Below are 23,976 nucleotides of genomic sequence, written 5' to 3'. Positions count from 1 at the left end.
AAGTCTCTCGACATTTGTATAGTTAGCAGAGCGTGGAACTACGTTTTTCCAGAGAGGGTTTGAGCGTGCCGCCAACCATCAACACCATCCTTCATAACAAGACGTTGAACTTGCGGCTGGTGTCGCCGGATGCCTCGGAACATGGCTTGGACGCACCCATCTCGTGGGTGCATAGTTCCGACCTGGACGATCCCACTCCCTTCCTCGATGCCGGGCAATTGCTGCTGACGGACGGGACCCAGTTTCCGCTCGACGACGCGTCCGGGCCGCTGTACAGCGAGTACGTGGAACGGCTGGTCAACCATGGGATCAGCGGACTCGGATTCGCTACCGAGGTGATCCACGGAGCCTTGCCCCAGGGCTTGGAGGACGCTTGCCGCCAGCGAGGGCTGCCACTGCTCGAAGTGCCGGACAGGACTCCGTTCATTGCGATCATCCGGTTCGTGGCCGACTGGCTCGCCAGGGAAGAGCACGCACGGTCCGAGTGGTCCCTCCAGGCTCAGCGTGCCATCGCGAGGGCAGCCTTACGGCCTGACGGGCTCCGATCGATTCTGGCTGAACTTGAACGCCAACTTCAATGCTGGGTGGCGTTGTTCGACGCTGCCGGGAACCACATCCTGATGCCCAATAATCGTCCTGTGCCGTCGACGTTGATGCCGGGGTTGAAAGAGGCGGTAACAAAGGCGTTGGATCAAGGATCACGGTCGGTATCGCAGCTGACGGTCGACGGCGAACAAGTCACCTTGCAGACGCTGGGGCGCAGGCATTACCTGCGCGGCGTATTGGTGGTTGGCGCGGTTGAACCCCTGGATCCGGCTCGCACAGACATCATCAACAGCGTGATCGCGCTGGCCAGCCTGGCACTGGAGCAAACCCGCACACTGGATACCGCACGGCGCCACCTCCGGGCGGGGGTTTTCGAACAGTTGCTGGCAGGAAGCGCGGATCTTGCCGAGCGGACGGCCCGTCAGGTCTGGGGAAGGCTGCCGGCAGAGCCCTTGGTGGTGACCGTGGCACACCAGCCGGGAGAAGGACAGAACCTGCTCGAAGCTCTTGAACTGTTGTCGGACGATCACCGCGGGGCCGTCTTCTATGCCCAGCGTAACGAGAACATCGTCGTCCTGGCAGGATCGGCACTCCAGGAGAAAGTCCGGGTCCTCCTGGAAAGATACAACGCCCCTGCAGGAGAGTCCGGAGAGACCGGCTTTGTGGACTTGGTCAAGGCGTTAAAGGAAGGAGAACGGTCCTTGCGACGGGCCATTGAGCTTTCCCGCCCACTGGTCTCCTTCGCGGAAATTTCCCAAGGCGGCATGCTGGGTTTGTTGCGTGTGGGCGGAGCGGAGTCTGTGGCACATCGGCTCATTGAACCGCTGTCCAAGCACGACGAAACCGAGCAAACCCAATTGCTCCCAACCGTGTCTGCGTGGTTGCGGAACAACTGCGTTTGGGACCGCACCGCGCGGGAGTTGGGCATTCACCGGCATACGTTGAGGAACCGGATCGATGCTGCCGGGGCCGTCATGGGTCTCAATCTCGACAGCCTGCGCGACCGACTGGAACTGTATGCCGCCGTCGAAATCGTGGGACCGGAGAATTCGACACTTGGTTGACCGAGGCGCGCAGGACAGCAGTGTCTCCGGCGCCGGCGGGCCGGAGACACTGTTTGTCAGGGCTTCTGCAGGGCACCCTGACGTCTATTAGGGATGCACTAGTTTTGCGGGAACCCGAGGTTGATGCCTCCGTGGCTAGGGTCGAGCCAGCGTGAGGTGATGGCCTTTTCGCGGGTGTAGAACTGGAAACCCTGCAGGCCGTAGGCCTTGGAGCTGCCAAAGATGGAGTCCTTGAAACCGCCGAAGGAGTAATAGGCTACCGGGACGGGGATCGGTACGTTGATGCCGACCATGCCCACTTCAACCTCGTTCTGGAAGCGGCGGGCCGCACCGCCGTCGTTTGTGAAGATGGCTGTGCCGTTGCCAAAAGCGCCGGAATTGATCAGGTGGAGGCCCTCTTCGTAGCTCTCGACGCGAACCACTGCCAGGACGGGGCCGAAGATTTCCTCGGTGTACACCCGGGAGGTGACCGGGACGTCGTCGATCAGCGTTGGGCCGAGCCAGAAGCCGTTCTCGTCGCCGTCCACGTCAATGCCGCGGCCATCGACCACGACCTTGGCACCGTCCTCGATGGCGACGTCGATGTACGAGGCAACCTTGTCGCGGTGCTGGCGGGTGACCAGCGGGCCCATGTCGCAGTTGCGGCGGCCATCGCCAATCCGCAGGGTAGACATGCGGGCGGTGATCTTGTCGATCAAGGCGTCGGCAACAGGCTCGACGGCGACCACCACGCTGATGGCCATGCAGCGTTCCCCGGCGGAACCGAAGCCGGCGTTGATGGCGGCGTCGGCGGTCAGTTCGAGGTCGGCGTCGGGCAGGACCAGCATGTGGTTCTTTGCGCCGCCGAGTGCCTGGACCCGCTTGCCGTTGCGGGCAGCGGTCTCGTAGATGTACTGGGCAATCGGGGTGGATCCAACGAAGGAAATCGCCTTCACGTCCGGGTGCTCGAGGAGCCCATCGACGGCTTCCTTATCGCCGTGCAGGACGTTGAAAACGCCGTCCGGAAGGCCCGCCTCGGTGAAGAGGGCGGCGAGCCAGTTGGCCGCCGTCGGGTCCTTTTCGCTCGGTTTCAACACCACTGTGTTACCGGCGGCGATGGCGATCGGCAGGAACCACAGCGGCACCATGGCCGGGAAGTTGAACGGGCTGATGATACCCACCACGCCCAGCGGCGACTTGGTGGAATAGACGTCGACGCCGGTGGAGACGTTCTCTGAATGCTCACCCTTGATGAGGTGCGGGAAGCCGGTGGCCAGTTCCACGACCTCCTGGCCCCGGGTGATTTCACCGAGGGCGTCGGAGACCACCTTGCCGTGCTCGGAGGTGATGATCTCTGCGAGCTCGCCCTTGCGCTCGTTCAGCAGCTCCCGGAAGCGGAACAGGATCTGCTGGCGCTTGGTGATGGACAGGTCGCGCCAGGCAGGGAACGCCTTGTGCGCCGAGGAGATGGCCGACTCAATGTCCTCGGCATTGCCAAGGTTGACCACCTTTGTCTCCCTGCCCAAGGCGGGATCGAACACGGGGGCGGTGCGGTCGCCGGACGACGGCGACTGAGCGCCTCCGATCCAGTGCGGGACTACCTGAGGTTCGTTGATTTCAGACACTGCGTTCTCTTTCCTGACGACGGTCGATGGGTGAAGTATCTGGATCCACCGTAGCCAAGGAATCAGGGACTCACAGGAGGACATCCGTCTATATGGGTGCTCATTAATCGACGAATGTATATCTTTAGCCGTCGATCAATCGACCGTACCGTGGTGCATGCCGTCAATAACGGAAGACTGACTTGGCGGCTTCCGCGCGGCGGAATCGGCCTTTTGGCATTGTGTACTTTCGGCCATGCTGGCGGCGGACAGCGAATCTGCGTTCATGCTTAACCGCCCGTTCGTCCGTAAGCATTGGCATTTATCGCGTGCGGAGGCATGCGAAAGAACCTGGGACCGCCAAGTGGCCCCAGGTTCTTTCGTTGAAGCCCGGACGCCAGTTCGGGTGGAGTCAACACATCTTTGCGGCTAGAGGGCATGGGCGCCGGTCATCCTGATCAGGGACAGGCCGAACACCCTGAAGCAACGCCGAGGTTGACAATGCGTTCGCCCATCATAGGGCCGCCTTCACGGTGATATCTGTGAGCTGGCCGAAGACCTCGCGGCCGCCGATGATGGAAACCTTGGTATCGATTTTGTCGAACTCTGCCAGGTCGGTTTGGTGCGGGTCGCTGCCAATAACGATCACATCTGCCAGCTTTCCCACCTCAAGGCTTCCCTTCTGAGTCTCCTGCCTGGTGGCGTATGCGGCATCCGTGGTGAAAGCGCGTAGGGCGGCGTGCACGTCGACGCGCTCGGCATCATTGACCGAGACGCCATTCTTGTTTCGCAGCTCAAGCATGCATCTCATGGTGAACCAGGGATTTGTCGTAAAAGGCTGGGCCCCCGCGGTATCCGAGTTCCCGGGAAGAATCCCCTGGATCGATCGAAGCGTCTTGAGCGCGTACTTGGAGGCTCCCTGCGGCTGACGCCGTTCCGGCTCGTCTGGCTCGGCATAGACGAATCCTGGGTTCGGTACTGCAATGCCGCCGGCCGCTACCAGGCGCTTCAGCTGAGCGGTACCGAAGCTCTCGTTAAAGAAATGCTCGATTCTCAGGCGGTGGTCCAGCTCCGGATACAGGTCGTGGACGCGTTCCACCGCTGAAACCGCAATCTCTTGGGCGAGGTCTCCGATGGCATGCGTACAGACTTGGACTCCGTGGCTCGTAGCTTCAACAAGTTCCTGCACCAGCGTTGGATACAGCCTTGTCAGTAGTCCCCATTTTTCAGCGTCCTTCCCCACGAGATCCGACCGGAACGCTCCGTCTCGGCCGCCGTCCATGAAGATCTTGAGCCCCTGAAGCCAGATATCGTCGTTGCCGAATCCGGAACCGAGTCCCCGAAACGCCGCATCGGATGCTGACGCGAGGGGTTGGTGTCCTGGTCCGGCGGTCAGCAGCAGCCCCATCCGGGGGATGCTTCCTCTGGCGGCCAGCGTCCTCAAAGCCGAAATCCCCTTGGTGGATGCGGCAATTTCGTGGACGGTAGTTACGCCGTTCCTCATGAATAGTGATCGGAGGGTCTCCTCCAAGGCCTCCGTAAGAGCGTCGGCTTCAGGGACGGGAGCAGCAACGAGATCCCACCCCTCTTCGATGACTCCGTTCAGAGTCCCATCCGGGTTCTTCTGAAGACGGACGCCGATAGGGGCAACGGTATCCTCCGAGATGCAGCTTGCCTCCAGCGCCGCAGCGTTCAAAACGAACTTATGCAGAGTCCAACGAATTGCTACTGGATGGTCTGGGGCCACCCGATCCAGCTCATCGCGAGACGGTAGGTCCTGGCTGAATGTTCCTTGGAAAACAAGCCACGTGCCTGGCTTTGTTGTGCTGCATCGCGACCGGATCTCGTCGAGGATTTGGGGCCGGTCCAGGGCCCGAATATCCTGCCAGAAATGTCGCGACATGGTGATTAGCTCGACATGTGTGTGGACGTCGATAAACCCTGGAAGGACGGTGGCACCGCCGAGGTCGAAGATGGGCGCATCTGGGCTGAGGCTGTCAAGGACGGACGCCTTGTCTCCGACGGCGATGATTCGGTCCCCCTGGATACCAATCGAGTCCGCGACGCGGCTCTCGTTGTCCATTGTCAGGATATTGGCGTTGACTAAAGCGAATTGGTGCTGGTGCATCTGTCTCTTCCCTTGGTCACTGTTCGGCCGGGATGGTGTTACCCAGAGGCCGTGGTGCGACGGCGCCGCCGCGCCAATAGAACTCCCAGCGCGATCCGAGGACGGGGGACTTGGAGATGGCAGAGAAGAGCTTGCTTCGCAGTGGTGTCAGTGGGCGGGGCCACTTGTAGTTGAGTATGTCGTAGGCGGTCGTGAGCCGTTGGACCATGTTGATGCGCGGCCGGGATGAGATTTCCCAGTCTGACAAAGCCGTGCGGATATCGGGTGCGTAAGCGGCGCATTCCGCGAGTTCCCAGGCCGCGGCGATAGTAACTCCTGCCCCCTGGCCGAAGTTCGGCGGCTGGGCGTGGGCGGCGTCGCCAATGATGGCCACGTTTCCCTTAACCCACGTGTCACAGTGCACGAGGTGGTGCCTGTGGTGGATGGAAAGTTCGGGCGTTACTGCGGCAAAGTGTTCCTCAAGGTGGGGGAAATGGCGTGTCCAGTAGGACTTGTCCAGGGGGACGCGGGTTGCCCGGTTCTCCCGCTCGGGGCCGATGATGAACATGTACGTGTAGTCCTCGGAGCAGGGTGCGATGCCGACGCGCAGCTGCCCGGACCAATGTTCGGTGCTGAACGGGCCCTCATCTTCCTGACGGGGCACTAGCACTCGCGTGGCGCCGTCTCCCAGCCCGATCTTGTAGCGGGCCAGATCCAGCGAGTCGCGGACGCGGGAGTGGAGGCCGTCCGCACCGATGACCAGGTCTGCCGTCTCCTCGGTCCCGTCTGCAAACCGGAGCGTTCCGTCAGGCGTTGCCCCGACAACCCTGCGGCTGGTATGCAGGCGCGCGCCTAGATCCAGAGCTCGCTCCTGCAAAGAGTTGTGCAGCTCAGACCGCAGGGTGACGACCAGTCGTTCCTGGCTCAAATCACGGTTCGTGACCACGCGCCCTTCCTCGTCAACTATGCGTGCGGCTTGGATTCTGACTCCCTTCTTCGTCAGCAGGTCGGACAGCCCAAGACGGTCGAGCACAGCAAAGCTGTTTTCCTTTAGGTATATGCCAGCACCGATCTCACGCGGCTCTGTGGCTTGTTCATAGATGTCGACCTCGAACCCGAACGACCTGAAGGAGGCAGCGGCAGCAAGTCCGGCAATGCCGGCTCCTGCAATGACAACTCTCTGAGACATTTTTCTCCTGGCTGGATTTAGTGATTCTTCTGAATGGGTAGCGCTAGTCGCGCATTACGTTGATGGCGTCGGCGGGAACAAAGAGGTCGACCTCATCGCCGGTGTCGACCGCGCTCACGCCGTCGATATCACGGCGTACGATGATGCGGCCGATCTCCGGCACTTCTACTTGGATCTGCTCGTGCTCTCCCAGGAGATGGCGTTCTTCGACCCGTGCGCGGAAGTGCAGTCCTGGGGCCTGGAAACGTCCTGCCCCGAGGATGAAGGCTTTGGGGCGTACCGCAAGGCAAACTGGGCCGGCGAAATCCGCCGTAGTGGCGAAATTCTGCGAATAGGCATGAACCGTTCCGTCCCGTAGTTCGCCTCGGAGAACGTTGGAGTCTGAGAAGAACCGTGCGACGAACGAATTAGGTGGTCGATGGTAGAGCGCCATAGGGGTGTCTAGCCCGGCGAAACGACCCTCGTTCATAATTGCCACCCGGTCGGAGAGGACCAACGCCTCTTCCTGATCATGGGTGACGTAGATGACTGTGGTTCCGATCTGCCGGTGGACACGTTTTATCTCTTCCTCCATCTGCAGACGGAGGCTTCGGTCCAAGGCGCCGAGGGGTTCGTCCATGAGCAAGATGTCCGGCTCATAGGCCAGCGCCCGGGCCAAGGCGACGCGCTGCTGCTGGCCGCCCGAGAGCTGACCTGGCTTGCGCCCGGCGTGTTGACCCAGTCCGACGATCTCGAGCATTTCGTGGACGCGCGAATCCAGTTTGGCGCCAGTCCACTTGCGCAGCTTCAGCCCGTAGGCCACATTCTGCGCCACGGTCATGTGCGGAAAGAGGGCGTAGTTCTGAAAAACCATCCCAAGTCTGCGCTCTGATGGAGCCAGGCTTCCAATGTCCACGCCGCCGAGCCTCAGCACTCCGGATGTGGCAGCTTCGAAGCCGGCGATGATTCGCAGCAGTGTCGTCTTTCCTGATCCGGAGGGCCCCAACAGCGTCAGGAATTCTCCGGGCCGCACGTCCAGGTCTATGGACCGGAGGACATCGATGTTTCCGAAGCTCTTGGTGAGTGCTCTTATGTGAAGTGCACTGTCCTGTTCGGGTTTGCTGTGCATGTCCACGGCGGGTGCCTGCGGCGAGGTGATCACTTGATGTCCTTCCTGAGGGCGGAACCGACGAGCATGATTGCCGCGGTCGTAATCATGAGGAGTGTGGCCATCGCCGTGATGGCGGGGTCCACCGCGTACTGAACGGAATCGAAGATGTACTTCGGCAACGTAACCAGGCCGGCACCGCCGAGGAACGTGATGAACACGGCCTCGTCGAAGCTGCTGATGAAACCGAACAGCATGGCCGCCACGATCGACGGGGCAAGGAGACGGATCGTTACGCTTGTCCACGCTTTTAGGCGACTGGCCCCCATCGTCATCGCTGCCAGCTCCAAATCGGTCCTTACCTGGTCGAGCGAGGTTGAGAGCACGATCACGACCATAGGCAGCGCGTGGACTGTGTGTGCGAGGACGATGCCCGGCTTTGTTCCCAACAGATCGAGCTGAGCGAAGACGGCGTACATTCCCACCGCGTAGGCCGATGCCGGGATGATCAGCGGGGCAATCGCTGTTGCTTCCAGGATGCCCCGGCCTTTAAGCGCGCTGCGCTTCAGGGCGAAGACCAGAGGTAGGGCGACGAGCAATGAGCCGATGGAAACGTACGCTCCAATTTCCAATGAGAGTAGGGTCGGAGCCCCCCATTTGCCTGACGTGAACACATCGACGTACCGGTCCAACCCCCAGTCCTTGGGCGGAAATGAAACCCTCTGGTCTTTGGAGAAAGAGAGGATCGCGATGAAGACCGCCGGACCCAGCAAGAAGATCACGGCGCAGGCAACGAGCACCCGGCCAATGATGCCCGCGGCCTTATCGAGCGCCCGGTTCCGGAACCTTGGAATTGTGTCCATCATTTTCCGATTCCCTCTCGAAGAGCCTTCGCCCCGACGAATTTGAATGTCACCAGCAGAACCACCAGCGCAGTCAGCAGGAGGATGACCGATGATGCGGCTGCCCGCGGGTAATTGAAGTAGGAGAAGATGTCGTCGCCGATAACGGTGGCCATGAAGGGCGATTGCGCACCGCCCAGCAGGACCGGCGTGATGTAGAAACCTATGCTGATCGCGAAAACGATGGCACCGGCCGCGACGGCCCCGGAGCGTACCAGGGGTAGCCAGACTGAAAGCATGGCCCAGGTACGGGACGATCCCAGCACGCTCGCCGAGTTGAGCAGTTCCTTGTCAAAGTTCACCATTGTCGGATACATAGCCAAGACCGCGTAGGGAAGCATGGTGTAGGTCATGCCCAGCACCACTGCCAGTGGCGTGTACAACAAGGGCAGAGGTTCCTCGATGAGGCCGGACTGAAGCAAGAGTGTGTTGACGAGCCCATTCTTGGACAGCAGCACCGCCCATGCGTAGGACTTGACTACCACTCCCATCCAGAAGGGCAAGAGCACAGCTGTCCACAGCAGCGCCTTGGCCACAGGCTTTTGCGCTTTCGCCAATTGCCAGGCAAGGCTTCCGCCAAGCACTAGGCACAGAGCCGTTACGGTCAGCGACATGACCAAGGTGCTGAGCAGCGCGTTCCTTATGGCAGGTGAACCGAACGCTGCCGCGTAGTTCGAAAAACCGCCGGAGCCCCCGGTAAAGGAATCGATGCCGAGTTTCACTAGAGGGTAAACGATGAAGAGGAGAGCAACCACTACCAGCGGAGCGATCATTAGGAGGCTGGGAACTGTGGGCAGTACTGCACTCCACTGTCGGGTTCTCTTCACGGAGTCAATTTGTGGCTGCGGACTGATTACAGGCATCCTGCTCTCCTTTTCCACATCATCGACTGACCAACGAGATGCTTAGCCACGCAGGAACTCCTGCCAGCGATCGTTGACTTCCTTGTAGTTCTTGACGTACCACGTGTAATTCAGGGCAGCCAGGACCTCGCGGTTGGCGGGGAAGTCCGCGAGCTTGCTGGCAACGTCGGCCGGCAGGAAGTCGAAAGCCTTGGGGTTGGGCACCGAATAGCCAAGGGCCTCGGCCCACTTGGCTTCCGCCTCAGGGTGCTTGGCGATCCACTCAATAAACTGCCAGGACGCTGCGCTGTTCGGGGATCCGGCGACGACGTTCCAGAAGCCGGGGTTATAGAGTCCCTGGTCCCAGCTAACCGTCATTGGAGTCCCCTGCTTGTCCACGGCATAGGCTCGGCCGCTGTAGCTGATTCCCATGTCCGCCTCGCCGGATGCGAATACCTGCATGTTCTGATCGCCGGACGACCACCAGGTGCCCATAGACGGCTTCAACTTCTTGAGAGTCTCGAATGCCCGGTCAAGGTCGATCTCGTGGGTGGCCAGATCTTTGACGGGAACCCCAGCCGCAACCTCTGCGAGACTCAGGTTGACCAAGGGGGAAGTGGCGATGCTGGTGCGGGTACCCGGAAACGATGCAGTGTCGAAAAACTCCGTCGTGTTTGCCGGGCACTTCTCGACGGCTCGGGTGGAACATGCAGAGACGTATCCGAGGGCTGACCAGCTGATACCGAACTCGGTGACGGCGCTTTGCGGGAGCGACTGAAGGATGCGGGCCTTGACGTCTTCGGGCATCTTCTCGATGAGTCCCTTGTCATAAGCGATGTAGGCATCCGGGCCCGAGGTCGAATCCAACAGGTCCCATTCGATCTTGTTGGCCTGTTTCTGGGACTCGAGGTTCGCGACGTACTTTCCGGGGGCGTCGACGATCTTGACTTCGATCCCGGTTTCGGCGACGAACGGGTCAACGAGGTAGGTCTTTGTCGCTCCAGAGAGCGGGTTGCCCCAGCTCGCGATGACGAGCGATGGTTTGGGTTGAGTCGCGTTTTCCGGCGAAGAGCACGCCGCGCTGCTCAACATCAGGCCGGCCAAAGCCGCCCCAAGGCCGACGCGCCGCCAAAGCGATAAGGAGTTGTTGCTGAATGGCATTATTCAACCTGTCTTGTCTCGAAAAATGGAACTAAAGGCAAATAGCAGTGACGAGCGGACATGATCCATATGACGCTCATCGTGAGCCGGAGGAGGGCAGGACCTCGCTGGGTCATCAGCATGTGGCGCACCCTCGCGCCGCTGCTCCCGCCTCCGTCTGCTTGGAACGCAACTCTCGAATCTTTGAGACTTAAGTCACACATAAGTTCTATTTAGAGACTATACTCATACTTAAGTTTCTGGCAAGAGGCTGACTGGAGGAGGTTGTAGACATCGAAGGCAGTGATTTCGCCATCACGCCGGAATCCCTGAAGTGTCGGGGAAATGCGAGGCGGGAGGAGTGTTGGTCGTCCAAAACCCGAACTCCCCCACCCGCAGTCAGACTAAAGATAAGTTCAGTAGTAAAGCACCCCTGGCTTTGGAGCAGATGTAAGAATTCTGAAGTTCCACTACAGTCAAGACGATGAAGTGAACTCGAGCAACATGTCGCCGTGCAGCCATCAACAGTTGAGGAGCCCACGCATGCCCACCCGTACCGGTCCAATGCAACCGCCTGAGAATCAAACCCGGGAGGCCCAGGAATCGCCCCATGATTTGGATCTCGGCCGCCGCCTTCGCAGGATTCGTCGCGGCAAGGGATTCTCGCTCCGACAGGTTTCGGCCGAGGCCGGCGTATCCGAGGGATTTCTGTCCCAAGTCGAGCGCGGCAAGGCAAGCCCGTCCGTGGCCTCGCTACGCCGGATCTGTCAAGCCCTCGGTGAGCCTATGGGGGCGCTGTTTGCCGATCCCGCTGACACGGAAAACGGCAGTCCACTGGTCCGCGTCGGGGACCGGCGGCGTATCCTGCGCCCCGATGGCAGCGCCGAGTTCATGCTCACTCCGCGTGACGCACGGAAACTGCAGATCCATCAGACCATCGTCGTACCCGGACGCTCGTCGGGGCCGGAACTGTATACCCACCAAGGCGATGAGGAATGCATTATCGTCCTCGAAGGGACACTCACAGTACGAACAGGCAGCCGCGAGTATTTCTTGGAATCCGGCGATGCCCTGCTGATCGATCCGCAGGTCGGACACGGATTTGCGAATCACGGAAGCCAGTCTGCCGTAGTGTTGTGGGTCATTACCCCCGCCAACCAAGACATGTAGGCAAGCGATTTCTCTGCACTGTTTCCCTGATTTCGGATGGCGGATGAGTCGAGACGACACTTCAGAAACCCCGGTTCAAGTGTCCAAAGTTCTTTGGACACTTGGCTTCGTACTTGGTCGAACAGCTTCTGCCGAGCCTAGGTTCAGCCGTTGCTGCCGTCCTCGCTTGGCCGCAGAGGTCGTCCCTTCCGGGAAGACCGCCGGGTGGTCGAGGGCATCATCTACCGGTACCGGTGCGGGATCGCCTGGCGGGATCTCCCGGTGGAGTTTGGTCCATGGCAGACGATCTGGAAGCGTCACCGCCGCTACAGCGGAGACGGTACTGGGACACCATCCTGGCGGCGCTGCTGACAACTGCGGATACCCGCGGTGAAGTGGACTCGTCGATCTCAGTCGACTCGACGGTGAACCGCGCCCACCAGCATTTCCCGCGCCACACGGGGCCCACTCGAATTACATGAAAAGCATCAGCGGTCTACCTTTACCGTCGACCAAGGCGTGAATTTTGGTGCTTAGTCCGCCGCGGGAGCGCCCAATTGTGTGATCGTCCGGCTCAGCAAACAGAAGCTCGTTGCCCCCGGACAAGGCGGAGATGCACCCATGTTCACCCACCTGATGGACCATTGAAGATCAACCGCGTCGGTTCGGGCAGGCCACGCACCCGCCCAAACCGTATTCGCGGTGACAAGGCATACTCGTCCAGAGCCATCAGGACCCATCTTCGCGACCGCGGCATCAAGCAGTGGCGGGCCCTGACAACCCGCTACGACAAACTCGCCCTCACCTACCGCGGCGGAGCAGTCCTCAGAGCAATCGTATCTGGCCACCAGCTTAGGAGACGCGCCCTAAGCGGACTACGGCGGCACGGTGCGTTCCACTCGCGACGCAGCTGCCGCCGTCGTGCTTTGCGTTCAAGTAGTGACGCCAAAGGCAACCTTCCAGGCCTCGGGAAGGCATCTTCGGACCTTCCAGCGCACTCCCAGCCACCAATCAGGATCCGTGCGTTAATTTAGTGAATGCACGTCATCTGAAGCGCCTTGACTGGAACTTGGCGGATGGGGCGTGCCACACTGTGTAGCGCGTGTGCACCGGCGTCCCCGTCGGAACAGCCGACGACGTCCCGCACCGTGAATCCCACACCACCATTCCCAAGGGAGACCCATGTCCAATCCCAGCACCGAAGGCGTGCCCCCAGTGTCCAGGAAAGTGATCGGCCTGGCCGTCGCTGGAGCGGTGGGCGGGTTCCTGTTCGGCTTCGATTCTTCCGTGGTTAACGGTGCCGTGGATGCCATGAAGGACGAATTCCTCATGAGCGAAGCCGTCACTGGGTTTGCTGTCGCAGTCGCCTTGCTGGGGTGCGCGCTGGGCGCCTACCTGGCCGGCAAAGTCGCCGACCGCTACGGCCGCATTCCGGCAATGAAGATCGGCGCCCTCCTTTTCCTGGTGAGCTCCGTGGGTACAGGACTGGCTTTTGGTGTGTGGGACCTGATCTTCTGGCGCTTGGTGGGAGGCTTGGGCATCGGCCTTGCTTCGGTCATCGCCCCGGCCTACATTTCCGAGATCTCCCCACGGCACGTGCGTGGCCGTTTGGCGTCGCTTCAGCAGCTCGCCATCACTACCGGCATCTTCGCGGCACTGCTGTCGGACGCCGTCCTGGCTAATTCTGCCGGCAGCGCCGGCAGCACGTTCTGGCTCGGGATGGAAGCCTGGCGCTGGATGTTCATCGCCTGCGCCGTGCCGGCCGCCGTGTACGGCTGGATCGCGTTCCGCTTGCCCGAGTCGCCGCATTTCCTGGTGCTCAACGGCAAGGAAGACCAAGCTCGAACAATCTTCGATACCCTCATCCCCAACGACGATACCGAGCGGCACATCCGCGACATCCGCGAGTCCATCCAGCAGGACCAGCTGTCCACCAAGAAGGGCTCGCTGCGCGGCAAGACATTCGGCCTGCAGGCAGTGGTTTGGATCGGCATCATCCTCTCCGTACTGCAGCAATTCGTTGGCATCAACGTGATCTTCTATTACTCCACCACGCTGTGGAAAGCGGTCGGATTCCAGGAGAAGGACTCCCTCACCATCTCTGTTGCCACCTCGGTGACCAACATTTTGGTGACTCTGGTAGCCATCGCGCTGGTGGACCGCATTGGCCGCCGCCCCATCCTGCTGACCGGCTCCATCGGCATGGCTGTCTCGCTCGGCGTCATGGCGTTGGCCTTTTCCTCCGCTGTTGGCAAGGGCTCCGAGATCAGCCTCCCCGGCGCTTGGGGCCCGGTTGCCCTCGTGGCGGCGAACGTCTTCGTCATCAGTTTCGGTGCTTCCTGGGGCCCGCTCGTGTGGGTGCTGCTTGGCGAGATCTTCCCATCCCGAATCCGAGCCCGCGCGCTCGGACTGGCGGCGGCCGCCCAGTGGATCGCGAACTTTGCCATCACGCTCAGCTTCCCCATCATGGCGGCGGGTTCGTTGCCACTGACGTACGCCTTGTACGCGGCGTTCGCTGCGGCGTCGTTCTTCTTTGTGATGTTCAAGGTTCCCGAGACGAACGGGATGTCGCTGGAGCAGGCCGAGACGCTATTCGTTCCCAAGGGCGCACCGGTAGCGCCGCTGCCGGTCACGTCCAACGAGCCGAAATAACACGAAAAAGCCCGACGGATTCCGTCGGGCTTTATTCGTGGTTAAGGGCGGGACTACACCAGGTGCGGTTCGTGCGACCTCAGGTACCCGCGGCCTCCGAAGGCGATGAGAATCGCAATCACCATGGCAACGGCACCGGCATAGAAGGGCACCTGCGGCCCAAAGTGCTCGCCCAGCTGGGCGGCGGCGAACGGGGCCAGCGCACCGCCCATCCAACGCACAAAGTTGTAGCCGGCGGATGCGATGGGTCGCGGAGAATCGGAAACGCCCATGGCCAGTTCGGTGTAAATCGTATTGTTGATGCCCAACAGGGCACCGGCCGCGATGACAAGCACGACGACGGCAGTCACCGAGTGCCCGGCAGCAAGTCCCAGTCCAAGGAGGTCGAGCATTAGCGCGGCCAAGGTGCCGGTCAGGACCTTTACAGCGCCGAAACGCTTCTGCAGCACGGGAGCCACGAACACCGAGAACACGGCAACGGCAACGCCCCAACCGAAGAACACTCCGCCGATGCCGTATGCGTCCATTCCGAGGATGAACGGCGTGAAGGCGAGGATGGTAAAGAAGCCGTAGTTGTAGAACAGGGCGCTTGCTGCCGTGGTGCTGAGGCCCTTGTGCCCCAGCGCAAGGAGCGGATCCCGCAGACGTGACTTCCTGGCGGGAGCGGGCGTCCTGGGAAGCAAAGCCAGCAGTGCGATGAATGCAGCAGCCATGAGGACTGCGGTTCCAAAGAACGGTGCCCGCCACTGCCAGCCGCCCAGCAATGCCCCAAGAAGCGGGCCCAGCGAGATACCCAGGCCGAGCGCCGCTTCGTAAAGAATGATGGCCGTTCCGGTACCACCACTGGCCACACCGACGATCACGGCCAGGGCGGTCGCGACAAAGAGGGCGTTACCCAATCCCCAACCAGCACGGAAACCCACCAACTGCTCAACACTGCCGGACAAGCCGGACAACGATGCGAACACCACGATCACGGCCAGCCCGATCAGCAGCGTCTTCTTCCCGCCAATACGCGAGGACACGAAGCCGCTGATCAACATCGCGATCGCCGTCACAAGGAAGTAACTCGTGAAGAGCAAGGAAACTTCGCTGGTGGACGCGTCCAGGTTCTTGGCGATTGCCGGCAGGATCGGGTCCACGAGTCCGATGCCCATGAACGCGAATACGGCTGCGAGCGCGGTGGCCCACACGGCCTTCGGCTGTTTGAGGAGTGAAGCTTTTTCAGCTTCGAGGGTGGTTTCTGTTGTTGTCTCGGCGCTTTCTGAAGCGTCAGCCAGTTGGCGTGACATTCAAGGGCTCCTTGTCGGTGCGTTTGGTTCTGGTTAGTTCTGGAATGAGCTGTTGAGCTTGCTGATGATGGGGAGCGCTGCGGCGAGCTGCTCGATTTCATCGCTGCTCAGCTCTTGGAGCAACCCGGCCACCATCGCGTTTCGGCGCTGGTTGGCAGATTCGACGGCGGCGGTCCCGGCTTTGGTGATGACCACCTGGACTGCGCGGGAATCGTTGACGTCAGGCTGCCGGCTGACGAGGCCTGAGCGTTCGAGCTTGATGATCTGCTCGGTGGCGCTGGGGACCTTGATCCCCAAATTCTTGGCGATGTCACCGACGCGGAGTCCGCCATCGGAAATCATGGAGAGCAGGCTGAGCTGCGCCGCGGTGAGTTCACCTTCCGGATCCAGACGGCGGAACATGTACACGCCCAGGCGCAGTGACTCGCGGAATTCCTGCGCGATATGGAGAAGCCGGGGGTCGGAAGCCGAAGTGCTCGTCATATTTAGGCAGCCTAATAGTTAGGCTGCCTAAGAGTCAAGCTCAAGCGGCTCAGAGCTTCAGCTTCATGCCCTCATGGCTCGCGACAAAACCCAAACGCTCATAGAAACGATGCGCCGCCGCACGGGACTTGTCGGTCGTCAACTGGACCAGGGAGCATCCCCGCGCACGCGCCTGGCCGATGGCCCACTGGATCATGAGCGCACCCACGCCCTGCCCGCGCAGCGCATCGTCCACACGGACGGCCTCGATCTGGGCGCGCAACGATCCCCTGCGCGACAGGCCCGGGAGATAGCTGAGCTGAAAAGTGGCAACAACCTCACCGCCGAGTTCGCCCACCACCAAAAGGTGGGCAGGGTCGCCGTCGATCATTTCAAAAGCGCGCTCGTACGGCGCGAGGTCGTCCAGATTTTCGCGGGTAGCGCCCAGCTGGTCATCCACCAGCAACGCAAGGATTCGCGGCAAATCAGCCTTGGTAGCGCGCCGAAGACTGAAGGTTCCAGAGTCGACGGCGGCAGTCATCAAAGCGGGTATGGCGGCGGGGTCCGTAGTCACCACCCCAGCATGCCACTTGATTTGGAACCTAGTATTGCTAAGTACCGGTACTTAGTTCTACTATGTAGTGGTAGCTAGTAATACTGAGTAGCGAGGGAGGTGTCCGATGGGCAAGCAGATGACGGAGATGCTCAAAGGCACATTGGAGGGCATAGTGCTGGCCCTCCTGACCGGAAAGGCAGCGTATGGATACGAGATCACCACGCTGCTCCGGGAGCAGGGCTTCACCGAGATCGCTGAGGGCACTGTGTACGCACTGCTCGTCAGGATCGAACAAAAGGGGCTGGTAGACGTCGAAAAGCGCCCGTCCGAAAAGGGACCACCCCGCAAGGTGTACACGCTCAACGCGCAGGGCAAAAACGAACTGGACGAATTCTGGAACACCTGGAGCTTCTTGTCCGAACGGCTTGAAGAGCTCCGCAAGGAAGGAAACTGAGATGGCAGCAAAATGGATCGAACTGGTGACCGGTTCGCTCGAACAGAAGAAGCAGTACAAGCAGGCCAAGGCGCGGCTGGATGCCTTGCCCGAGCCCTACCTCACGGTGGCCACGGCCTTCAACCGGTACCTCATGTACTACGGCGGGGTTACCGAAGGGGACACCATGGTGCAGATGTTCACGGATCTGGCGGACCTGTGGGAACGCGCCGCCATCGACGGAACGCCCGTGAGCGGGATCGTCGGCGAAGATCCGATCGAGTTCGCCGAGGCTTTTGCCCAGGCCTACGGCGGAAAGCGCTGGATTGATAAGGAACGCGAGCGCCTCACGAAGGCCGTTGATAAAGCACGGGAGGCTGAATCATGACCGCAACCGCAATCCGGGTAGACGGCATCGAGAAGTCGTACAAGGATCTGCATGTTCTGCGCGGGGTGGATTTTGAGGTAGCGTCCGGCAGCATTTTTGCCCTCCTCGGCTCCAACGGAGCAGGGAAGACCACCATGGTGAAGATCCTGTCCACCCTGCTCAAGGCGGACGCCGGCGCTGCCGTCGTCGAGGGCTTTGATGTTGCCACCGAGTCGCTCCAGGTGAGGCAGTCCATCAGCCTCACGGGGCAGTTCGCGGCAGTGGATGAAGTCCTGTCCGGCAAGGAGAACCTGATCCTGGTGGCGAAACTGCGTCACCTGAAAAACCCGGGCCGGATCGCAGATGAGTTGCTGGCGCAGTTCAGCCTCAGCGATGCGGGCTCCCGCAAAGTGGCGACGTACTCCGGCGGCATGCGTCGCCGTCTGGATATTGCCATGAGCCTGATCGGCAACCCGAAGGTGATCTTCCTGGACGAACCGACCACCGGCCTGGACCCCGAAGCCCGCCTCGAGGTGTGGCACATCGTCAAGAACCTCGCAAACCGAGGGACCACGGTCCTGCTGACCACCCAGTATCTGGATGAAGCTGAGCAACTCGCGGATCGAATTGCGATCCTTCATGAAGGACGCATTATTGCGAACGGCACCCTCGCCGAGCTCAAGCAACTGCTGCCGCCGGCCAAGATCGAGTACGTCGAGAAGCAGCCGAGCCTGGAGGACATCTTCCTTGCACTGGTTGGCACTGGCAACAACGAGTCAGTAAAGGACAGGTCATGAGCACCCATTTCTTCGCCGACACGTCCGTGCTGCTGGGCCGCTCAATGCGGCACGTCTTCCGCAGCGTGGACACCATCATCACCACCGCGATCACCCCGATCGCCCTCATGCTGTTGTTTGTCTACGTGTTCGGCGGCGCCATCAGGACTGATACGGACAACTACGTGAATTACCTGTTGCCGGGCATCATGCTGATCGCCATCGCCTCCGGCATCGCCTACACGGCAGTCCGGTTGTTCACGGACATGCAAAGCGGTATCTTCGAGCGGTTCCAGTCCATGCCGATCGCACGCTCTTCTGTTCTGTGGGCCCACGTTCTCACGTCACTGGCAGCCAACGGGCTCTCGCTGGTAATCATCGTCCTGGTGGCGCTCCTCATGGGATTCCGCACCTCGGCCAACGTGCTGGATTGGCTGGCCATTGCGGGGATCCTGGCCCTCTTCACCTTGGCACTCACATGGATCGCCATCATCGCCGGCCTCTCGGCGAAGTCCGTGGACGGCGCCGGCGGGTTCTCCTACCCGCTGATCTTCCTGCCGTTCATCAGCTCCGCCTTCGTCCCGACGGAGACCATGCCCGGCCCGGTCCGATGGTTTGCCGAGAACCAGCCGGTCACGTCCATCGTGAACACCATCCAGGACCTGTTCGCACAGCGTCCCGTTGGCGGCGACATCTGGGTTGCACTGGCCTGGTGCCTGGGGATCCTCGTGCTCGCCTACGCTTTCGCGGCGGCAGCGTATCGGCGGCAGATCGCCTAAGGACTTGGCGTTTGAACCAGGCCTAAGCTCCCCCGTTTTCCACAGGGGAGCTTTCGCCGTGAGAGCCGATTAGCCATTGGTCAGACATTAGCTATAGCTTTATCGAAACAGATTTGTAACGGCCGTCACCATTTTGGTGGGCTCTTCGAAGGGTTCTTGAACTAATGTCCGATCAGACAACACAGGCGCAGACCGGCGTCTCCAGCAGGGACAGCGAGCCCCACCTGTCACGCTCGCTCAGCAACCGCCACATCCAGCTCCTGGCCATTGGCGGGGCCATCGGAACCGGCCTCTTCATGGGCTCGGGCAAAACCATCTCCGTGGCCGGGCCCTCCGTGATTTTCGTGTACATGATCATCGGCTTCATGCTCTTCTTCGTCATGCGAGCCATGGGCCAACTCCTGTTGTCCAACCTGAACTACAAGTCCTTCAGCGACTTCGCCGGCGATCTCCTTGGCCCGTGGGCAGGCTTCTTCACCGGCTGGACCTACTGGTTCTGCTGGGTGGTCACCGGTGTTGCGGACGTTATCGCCATTGCCGGCTATGCCAATGAGCTGTGGCCAGGCGTTCAGCTGTGGGTCCCGGGAATTGCGACCATCATCATCCTGCTCCTCCTGAACCTCCCCACCGTGAAGGCATTCGGCGAGACCGAGTTCTGGTTCGCGCTCATCAAGATCGTTGCAATCGTCGCGCTGATCGTCGTTGGCCTGGTCATGATCTTCACCGGCTTCCAGTCCAACGCCGGCGCCGCCAGCTTCACCAACCTCTGGAGCCATGGCGGGTTCTTCCCCAAGGAATTCATGGGCTTCGTGGCCGGCTTCCAGATCGCTGTCTTCGCGTTCGTGGGCATCGAACTGGTGGGCACCGCCGCAGCCGAAACCAAGAACCCAGAGCACAACCTGCCCCGCGCCATCAATGCCATCCCGCTGCGCGTCATGCTCTTCTACGTAGGCGCCCTCATCATCCTCATGTCGGTCACCCCGTGGACCGAGTTCAAGGCAGGACACAGCCCGTTCATCGCCATGTTCTCCCTGGCAGGCCTCGGCATGGCGGCAACCGTGGTCAATCTCGTGGTGCTCACCTCGGCCATGTCTTCGGCCAACTCGGGCATCTACTCGACGTCGCGCATGGTGTTCGGCCTGGCCAACGATGGCGACGCACCCAAGGTCTTCGGCCGCCTCTCCAGCCGCAAAGTACCCCAGAACGCACTGTTCCTGTCCTGCGTCCTGCTGCTGGCCGGCGTCGTGCTCCTCTACGCGGGCAAGGACGTCGGCGCGGCGTTCGACATGGTGACCACGGTGTCCGCGGTCTGCTTCATGTTCGTCTGGTCCATCATCCTTGCCAGCTACCTCGTGTACCGCAAGCGCCGTCCCGAGCAGCACGCGGCGTCGCCGTTCAAGATGCCCGGCGGCATTCCGATGGTGTGGGTTGTTTTCGCCTTCTTCGCCTTCCTGGTCTGGGCGCTCACCACGCAGCCGGACACGCTCACGGCCCTGCTGGTGACGCCCATTTGGTTCGCGGTTCTTGGCATCGCTTACGCCGTGGTCCGCAAATCACCGCTGCACCAGGCGCGCGTGGCGGAATGGAAGGCGATGGCGGAAGCCGAAACGGCGGCAGCGCGCTAACCCCCTCCCGATGTTCTCTCACATCCCACGGGTTTGTGGGCGACGTTCTCTCACATCCAACGTGGTTCGGGTGAGTTCATCGCGGCTGGGACGGATTGGTAGGAAAACCCTCGACGTCGGCACCCAAGGCTGGGTGCCGATGTCGCGCTCTTATGTGAGAGAACGTCCGCCAAAAGGCCTCACGACGTGAGAGAGGAATCAGGCTTCGGCTTTTCGATCCTCTATGAGCTTCTGGAGGGCCGGGAACAGCGGGTGCGACGGCGGAAGTTCGGTGATGCGTTCGACGGCGGCAGCCGCGTCCAGCTCGGAGAGCATGTTTGCGAGTTCCACAGCTTCGTCGTCGGATCCGTCGTCGAAACGAAGGGCGGCCGACATCGCCTCCAGCAACGCGACCGGAGTTACACCTCGCTCCGCCAACTCAGCCGCTGGGCCGACAAACCGCTCGTGCCGGCCGAGCTTCCGCAGCGGTGCCCGGCCGACGCGGACCACGGTATCCGGCAGGTACGGGTTGTTGAAGCGGGACAGGATCTTCTGCACATACGCTTCCTGCTCCGCCTCCACGAATCCGTGTTTGGCCACCAGCAGTTCCTTTGTCTCTTCAAGAACAGCCCTGACCTTCGCCGCCACGGACGGATCGGCCATGGCATCGGAGATCTTCTCCAGGCCCGCCGCGTAGCCGAAGTACGCAGCAGATGCATGCCCGGTATTCACGGTGAACAACTTGCGCTCGATGTAGGGGCCAAGCTCGTCCACGAACGTCGCTCCCGGAATGGCGGGGACGTGATCACCAAACGGTGTGCGGTCGATGACCCATTCGTAGAACGTCTCCACGGTGACATCCAGGCCCTGGCCCGGCTCCTGATTAGGGACTATGCGGTCCACTGCCGTGTTGGCGAAGACAGCCACAGAGTCCAAATCAGCGGCGGAGTCGTCCCAAGCTGCCCGGACCTCCACCTGCAGGAGGTGCGTTGCGTTGATGGCGTTCTCGCATGCCATCACCTGCAGCGGCGGCAATGATGGCTCCCGTGCCGCGAGCCCGCGCGCGATGACCGGTGCCACGAACTTCAGGATGTGTGGCCCCACTGCGGTGGTGACCACATCCGCCGTCGAGATTTCCTCAACAACGGCCGCTTCCTGCGTGCTCGAGTTCAGCGCGCGGAACCCGTCCACGGTTTTGACCGCAGGGTTCTCGCCAACTTCATGGACGTCGTAGCTGCTGGCGGAGGCGAGCTGGCTGATCAGCGCGTCCGCAACATCCGCGAACACCACCTCGTAGCCGGCTTCGTGCAGCAACAGCCCCACGAAGCCGCGTCCGATGTTGCCTGCCCCAAAATGGACTGCCTTCACTATGCGTTGACCTTTCCGAACAGCTCCAGTACTTCCTCAACCGTGGTCGCTTCCTCCAGCTGGGCCACTTGGGCTTTGTTGGTGAAGATTTTGGCGATCGAGGACAGGATGTGGAGGTGCTCATTGTTGAGGCCAGCGACGCCGACCACGAACTTCACTTGCTTGCCGCCCCAGTCGATGCCCTCGGGGTACCGAATGATGGAAACTGCGGAGTGCCGGATGTGTTCCTTGGCATCGTTGGTGCCGTGCGGGATCGCCAGGAAGCTGCCCATGTACGTGGACACGGATTCCTCGCGTTCGTGCATCGCGTGCACGTAGCTGACATCCACGGCGCCGCGGTCCAGCAGGAGCTGCCCGGCTTCGTCGATCGCCGCATCGCGGTCGTGTGCCATTCCGTTCAGCACAACGCTCTCGGGGAGCAGGACTCCTTTACCCCCGACGGCGGCGGCCGGCTCGGCGGCATGGGCACCGTGCGTGGCGGCTGCTCCGGCTCCGGCAGCTGCGGCGGGCTGCGCACCGGCGGTGGGCTCCGCCGTCGTGCTTGCGCCGGAAGCGGTGCCTTCGTCGGTGTTGCTCGCCTTGACCAGTTCAACGATTTCGTCGTACTTCGGGCTGTTCATGAAGTTGTCCACCGAGAAGTGCATGGCGCTGGCTGTCCTCGGCTGGGCGCGTTCGGTGAGGTCTTCGTGGGTGATGACGACGTCGTAGGAATCGCTCAGGTTGGCGATTGCCGAGTTGGTGACCTTGACCTCAGGGAAGCCGGCAGCCTTGATCTTGTTGCGCAGGACGGATGCGCCCATGGCGCTGGAGCCCATGCCGGCGTCGCAGGCGAACACGATGTTCTGGACGGGACGGGTAAGGACGGTGCCGCTGCGGTCGCCTGCCCGGTCGCCCACCAGGGCCGATGAGACGGAGCTCTTCTTGCCCTTCATGGCTTCCATGCGGGACGTGGCTTCGGAAAGATCGTCCTCGCCCTTGTTCTTGGAGGTGCGCAGGATCAGTGAAGCAATGAGGAAGGAAACGGTGGTGGCGAGGACTACCGCAAGGATCACGCCGACGTAGCTGTCACGCGACGTCTGGGCAATGACGGCGATGATGGAACCTGGCGCTGCGGGAGCTACGAGGCCGGAGTTGGTGATGGCCAGGGTTGCGATACCCGTCATGCCGCCACCGATGGCAGCGAGGATCAGGATCGGCTTCATCAGTACGTAAGGGAAGTAGATCTCGTGGATGCCACCGAAGAAGTGGATGATCGCTGCGCCCGGTGCCGATGCTTTTGCTGCGCCCCGGCCGAAGAACATGTAGGCCAGCAGGATACCCATGCCCGGGCCGGGGTTGGCCTCAAGCAGGAACAGGATGGACTTGCCCTGGTCCAGGGACTGCTGGATACCCAGTGGGGTCAGGACGCCATGGTTGATGGCGTTGTTGAGGAAGAGAACCTTTGCCGGCTCAATGAAGATGCTGGTCAGTGGGAGCAGGCCATTGTTGACCAGGAACTGGACCACCGTTCCTGCGCCGTCGGTGAAGATCTTGACGATATATGAGAGGCCGTAGAAGCCGCCCAAGGCCAGTACCGCGCCCCAAATGCCGGCGGAAAAGTTGTTCACCAGCATCTCGAAGCCGGGACGGATCTTGCCATCCCAGAGGCGGTCAAGCTGCTTGATGGTCCAGCCGCCCAGCGGGCCCATGATCATGGCGCCGATGAACATCGGAGAACTTGTACCCGCGATGACACCCATGGTGGCGATGGCACCCACCACGCCGCCACGGACGTCGTAGACCATCCGGCCGCCGGTATAGGCAATCAGCAGTGGCAACAGGTACTTGACCATGGGGCCAACCAGGCCGGGGTTGGTTACTCCCTCAGCGTTGGTCCCGAAACCGCCAAGTTCCGCGACTGGAATCCACCCTTCCTTGATGAACAGGGCCGTGATGAGGCCCCAGGCGATGAAGGCGCCAATGTTGGGCATGATCATGCCGGACAGGAATGTTCCGAACTTTTGGACGCCAACGCGCAGGCTGGTGCGGGGCTTCGCAACGGTCTCTGTTGCCATGTGAATTCCTAACGTGTGTCCCGC

General features: G+C 61.2%; 22 protein-coding genes and 1 pseudogene. 10 read left to right on the top strand and 13 right to left on the bottom strand.

Translation table 11 applies throughout. The features are described 5' to 3' along the window. The first annotated feature begins 65 nt into the window (after positions 1-65). Positions 66-1,610, top strand: coding sequence for a PucR family transcriptional regulator (locus ABIE18_RS12005; RefSeq protein ID WP_499723006.1), 1,545 nt, complete (start codon positions 66-68; stop codon positions 1,608-1,610). Between the two features lie 98 nt (positions 1,611-1,708). Here ABIE18_RS12005 and ABIE18_RS12000 read toward each other — a convergent pair whose 3' ends face one another. From ABIE18_RS12000 to ABIE18_RS11970, 7 genes are all read right to left on the bottom strand, one after another. Next, entirely contained in the window at positions 1,709-3,214 is a 1,506-nt protein-coding gene (locus tag ABIE18_RS12000; RefSeq protein ID WP_499723005.1) for a CoA-acylating methylmalonate-semialdehyde dehydrogenase, read from the bottom strand. Positions 3,215-3,707: 493 nt separating this feature from the next. Continuing rightward, the gene (locus ABIE18_RS11995; RefSeq protein ID WP_499723004.1) at positions 3,708-5,321 is read right to left on the bottom strand and encodes an amidohydrolase; all 1,614 of its coding nucleotides are present in this window, start codon (positions 5,319-5,321) and stop codon (positions 3,708-3,710) included. A 16-nt stretch (positions 5,322-5,337) separates the two neighbouring features. Continuing rightward, on the bottom strand, positions 5,338-6,489 hold the full coding sequence (locus tag ABIE18_RS11990) for an FAD-dependent oxidoreductase (RefSeq protein ID WP_499723003.1): 1,152 nt from the start codon (positions 6,487-6,489) through the stop codon (positions 5,338-5,340). A gap of 43 nt (positions 6,490-6,532) precedes the next feature. Beyond that, complete coding sequence (locus ABIE18_RS11985; RefSeq protein ID WP_499723001.1) at positions 6,533-7,630, bottom strand: ABC transporter ATP-binding protein; 1,098 nt, start codon at positions 7,628-7,630, stop codon at positions 6,533-6,535. After that, positions 7,627-8,442, bottom strand: coding sequence for an ABC transporter permease (locus tag ABIE18_RS11980; protein WP_499722999.1), 816 nt, complete (start codon positions 8,440-8,442; stop codon positions 7,627-7,629). The genes ABIE18_RS11985 and ABIE18_RS11980 overlap by 4 nt, the downstream gene beginning before the upstream one ends. Further along, positions 8,439-9,305, bottom strand: coding sequence for an ABC transporter permease (locus ABIE18_RS11975; RefSeq protein ID WP_499722998.1), 867 nt, complete (start codon positions 9,303-9,305; stop codon positions 8,439-8,441). Before ABIE18_RS11975 ends, ABIE18_RS11980 begins: the two co-directional genes overlap by 4 nt. 78 nt (positions 9,306-9,383) lie before the next feature. Then, positions 9,384-10,481: an extracellular solute-binding protein gene (locus ABIE18_RS11970; RefSeq protein ID WP_499722996.1), complete on the bottom strand. Its 1,098-nt coding sequence runs from the start codon at positions 10,479-10,481 to the stop codon at positions 9,384-9,386. A 522-nt stretch (positions 10,482-11,003) separates the two neighbouring features. On the opposite strand from ABIE18_RS11970, the gene ABIE18_RS11965 reads away from it, so the two are divergent. From ABIE18_RS11965 to ABIE18_RS11955, 3 genes are all read left to right on the top strand, one after another. After that, positions 11,004-11,630 carry a helix-turn-helix domain-containing protein gene (locus tag ABIE18_RS11965; protein WP_499722995.1) on the top strand — a complete coding sequence of 209 codons (627 nt, stop codon included), beginning with the start codon at positions 11,004-11,006 and terminating at the stop codon, positions 11,628-11,630. A gap of 150 nt (positions 11,631-11,780) precedes the next feature. After that, positions 11,781-11,981, top strand: coding sequence for a transposase (locus tag ABIE18_RS11960; RefSeq protein ID WP_499722993.1), 201 nt, complete (start codon positions 11,781-11,783; stop codon positions 11,979-11,981). After that, a complete protein-coding gene (locus ABIE18_RS11955; RefSeq protein ID WP_499723076.1) occupies positions 11,906-12,091 on the top strand; it encodes a hypothetical protein in 186 nt (61 codons plus the stop codon). Before ABIE18_RS11960 ends, ABIE18_RS11955 begins: the two co-directional genes overlap by 76 nt. Before the next feature lies 1 nt (position 12,092). Here the strand turns inward: ABIE18_RS11955 and ABIE18_RS11950 are convergent. Further along, positions 12,093-12,185: pseudogene (locus tag ABIE18_RS11950) on the bottom strand (IS5/IS1182 family transposase); the annotation flags it as partial. Between the two features lie 606 nt (positions 12,186-12,791). Here ABIE18_RS11950 and ABIE18_RS11945 point away from each other — a divergent pair. Beyond that, entirely contained in the window at positions 12,792-14,261 is a 1,470-nt protein-coding gene (locus ABIE18_RS11945) for a sugar porter family MFS transporter (protein ID WP_499722991.1), read from the top strand. A 53-nt stretch (positions 14,262-14,314) separates the two neighbouring features. Here the strand turns inward: ABIE18_RS11945 and ABIE18_RS11940 are convergent, their stop codons facing one another. The 3 genes from ABIE18_RS11940 to ABIE18_RS11930 are packed head-to-tail and all read right to left on the bottom strand — an operon-like array spanning position 14,315 to position 16,556. Further along, the gene (locus ABIE18_RS11940) at positions 14,315-15,553 is read right to left on the bottom strand and encodes an MFS transporter (protein ID WP_499722990.1); all 1,239 of its coding nucleotides are present in this window, start codon (positions 15,551-15,553) and stop codon (positions 14,315-14,317) included. Between the two features lie 33 nt (positions 15,554-15,586). Next, positions 15,587-16,036: a MarR family winged helix-turn-helix transcriptional regulator gene (locus tag ABIE18_RS11935; RefSeq protein WP_477515477.1), complete on the bottom strand. Its 450-nt coding sequence runs from the start codon at positions 16,034-16,036 to the stop codon at positions 15,587-15,589. A gap of 49 nt (positions 16,037-16,085) precedes the next feature. Beyond that, a complete protein-coding gene (locus ABIE18_RS11930) occupies positions 16,086-16,556 on the bottom strand; it encodes a GNAT family N-acetyltransferase (RefSeq protein WP_499723074.1) in 471 nt (156 codons plus the stop codon). A gap of 139 nt (positions 16,557-16,695) precedes the next feature. Between ABIE18_RS11930 and ABIE18_RS11925 the strand changes: the two genes are divergently transcribed. The 5 genes from ABIE18_RS11925 to cycA all read left to right on the top strand — a co-directional run bounded on the left by ABIE18_RS11925 (position 16,696) and on the right by cycA (position 20,551). Then, the gene (locus ABIE18_RS11925; RefSeq protein WP_431117042.1) at positions 16,696-17,025 is read left to right on the top strand and encodes a PadR family transcriptional regulator; all 330 of its coding nucleotides are present in this window, start codon (positions 16,696-16,698) and stop codon (positions 17,023-17,025) included. 1 nt (position 17,026) lies between these two features. Continuing rightward, positions 17,027-17,392, top strand: a complete 366-nt coding sequence (locus ABIE18_RS11920; RefSeq protein ID WP_499722989.1) for a DUF1048 domain-containing protein — start codon at positions 17,027-17,029, stop codon at positions 17,390-17,392. Then, entirely contained in the window at positions 17,389-18,168 is a 780-nt protein-coding gene (locus tag ABIE18_RS11915) for an ABC transporter ATP-binding protein (RefSeq protein ID WP_499722988.1), read from the top strand. The genes ABIE18_RS11920 and ABIE18_RS11915 overlap by 4 nt, the downstream gene beginning before the upstream one ends. Next, on the top strand, positions 18,165-18,926 hold the full coding sequence (locus tag ABIE18_RS11910; RefSeq protein ID WP_499722986.1) for an ABC transporter permease: 762 nt from the start codon (positions 18,165-18,167) through the stop codon (positions 18,924-18,926). The genes ABIE18_RS11915 and ABIE18_RS11910 overlap by 4 nt, the downstream gene beginning before the upstream one ends. 164 nt (positions 18,927-19,090) lie before the next feature. Further along, positions 19,091-20,551 (top strand): D-serine/D-alanine/glycine transporter, encoded by a 1,461-nt coding sequence (gene cycA / locus ABIE18_RS11905; protein WP_499722985.1) that lies wholly within the window; start codon positions 19,091-19,093, stop codon positions 20,549-20,551. A 198-nt stretch (positions 20,552-20,749) separates the two neighbouring features. Here cycA and ABIE18_RS11900 read toward each other — a convergent pair whose 3' ends face one another. Both ABIE18_RS11900 and ABIE18_RS11895 read right to left on the bottom strand, forming a co-directional pair. Beyond that, positions 20,750-21,898, bottom strand: coding sequence for a mannitol-1-phosphate 5-dehydrogenase (locus ABIE18_RS11900; protein ID WP_499722984.1), 1,149 nt, complete (start codon positions 21,896-21,898; stop codon positions 20,750-20,752). After that, positions 21,898-23,952, bottom strand: a complete 2,055-nt coding sequence (locus tag ABIE18_RS11895) for a PTS mannitol transporter subunit IICBA (protein ID WP_499722983.1) — start codon at positions 23,950-23,952, stop codon at positions 21,898-21,900. Before ABIE18_RS11895 ends, ABIE18_RS11900 begins: the two co-directional genes overlap by 1 nt. Positions 23,953-23,976 lie beyond the last annotated feature (24 nt).

The organism is Arthrobacter sp. 2762 (genome assembly GCF_040548745.1).
Classification (GTDB): Bacteria; Actinomycetota; Actinomycetes; order Actinomycetales; family Micrococcaceae; genus Arthrobacter.
The sequence above is the reverse complement of the archived record's forward strand: the minus strand, read 5'-3'. Positions and strand labels throughout refer to the sequence as shown.

Bases quoted from the DNA above. Each gene is read 5' to 3' on its own strand.
- ABIE18_RS11995 (WP_499723004.1), bottom strand. From the start codon at position 5,321: ATGCACCAGCACCAATTCGCTTTAGTCAACGCCAATATCCTGACAATG.
- ABIE18_RS11990 (WP_499723003.1), bottom strand. From the start codon at position 6,489: ATGTCTCAGAGAGTTGTCATTGCAGGAGCCGGCATTGCCGGACTTGCT.
- ABIE18_RS11980 (WP_499722999.1), bottom strand. From the start codon at position 8,442: ATGATGGACACAATTCCAAGGTTCCGGAACCGGGCGCTCGATAAGGCC.
- ABIE18_RS11970 (WP_499722996.1), bottom strand. From the start codon at position 10,481: ATGCCATTCAGCAACAACTCCTTATCGCTTTGGCGGCGCGTCGGCCTT.
- ABIE18_RS11965 (WP_499722995.1), top strand. From the start codon at position 11,004: ATGCCCACCCGTACCGGTCCAATGCAACCGCCTGAGAATCAAACCCGG.
- ABIE18_RS11955 (WP_499723076.1), top strand. From the start codon at position 11,906: ATGGCAGACGATCTGGAAGCGTCACCGCCGCTACAGCGGAGACGGTAC.
- ABIE18_RS11945 (WP_499722991.1), top strand. From the start codon at position 12,792: ATGTCCAATCCCAGCACCGAAGGCGTGCCCCCAGTGTCCAGGAAAGTG.
- ABIE18_RS11940 (WP_499722990.1), bottom strand. From the start codon at position 15,553: ATGTCACGCCAACTGGCTGACGCTTCAGAAAGCGCCGAGACAACAACA.
- ABIE18_RS11935 (WP_477515477.1), bottom strand. From the start codon at position 16,036: ATGACGAGCACTTCGGCTTCCGACCCCCGGCTTCTCCATATCGCGCAG.
- ABIE18_RS11930 (WP_499723074.1), bottom strand. From the start codon at position 16,556: ATGACTGCCGCCGTCGACTCTGGAACCTTCAGTCTTCGGCGCGCTACC.
- ABIE18_RS11925 (WP_431117042.1), top strand. From the start codon at position 16,696: ATGGGCAAGCAGATGACGGAGATGCTCAAAGGCACATTGGAGGGCATA.
- ABIE18_RS11920 (WP_499722989.1), top strand. From the start codon at position 17,027: ATGGCAGCAAAATGGATCGAACTGGTGACCGGTTCGCTCGAACAGAAG.
- ABIE18_RS11915 (WP_499722988.1), top strand. From the start codon at position 17,389: ATGACCGCAACCGCAATCCGGGTAGACGGCATCGAGAAGTCGTACAAG.
- ABIE18_RS11910 (WP_499722986.1), top strand. From the start codon at position 18,165: ATGAGCACCCATTTCTTCGCCGACACGTCCGTGCTGCTGGGCCGCTCA.
- cycA (WP_499722985.1), top strand. From the start codon at position 19,091: ATGTCCGATCAGACAACACAGGCGCAGACCGGCGTCTCCAGCAGGGAC.
- ABIE18_RS11895 (WP_499722983.1), bottom strand. From the start codon at position 23,952: ATGGCAACAGAGACCGTTGCGAAGCCCCGCACCAGCCTGCGCGTTGGC.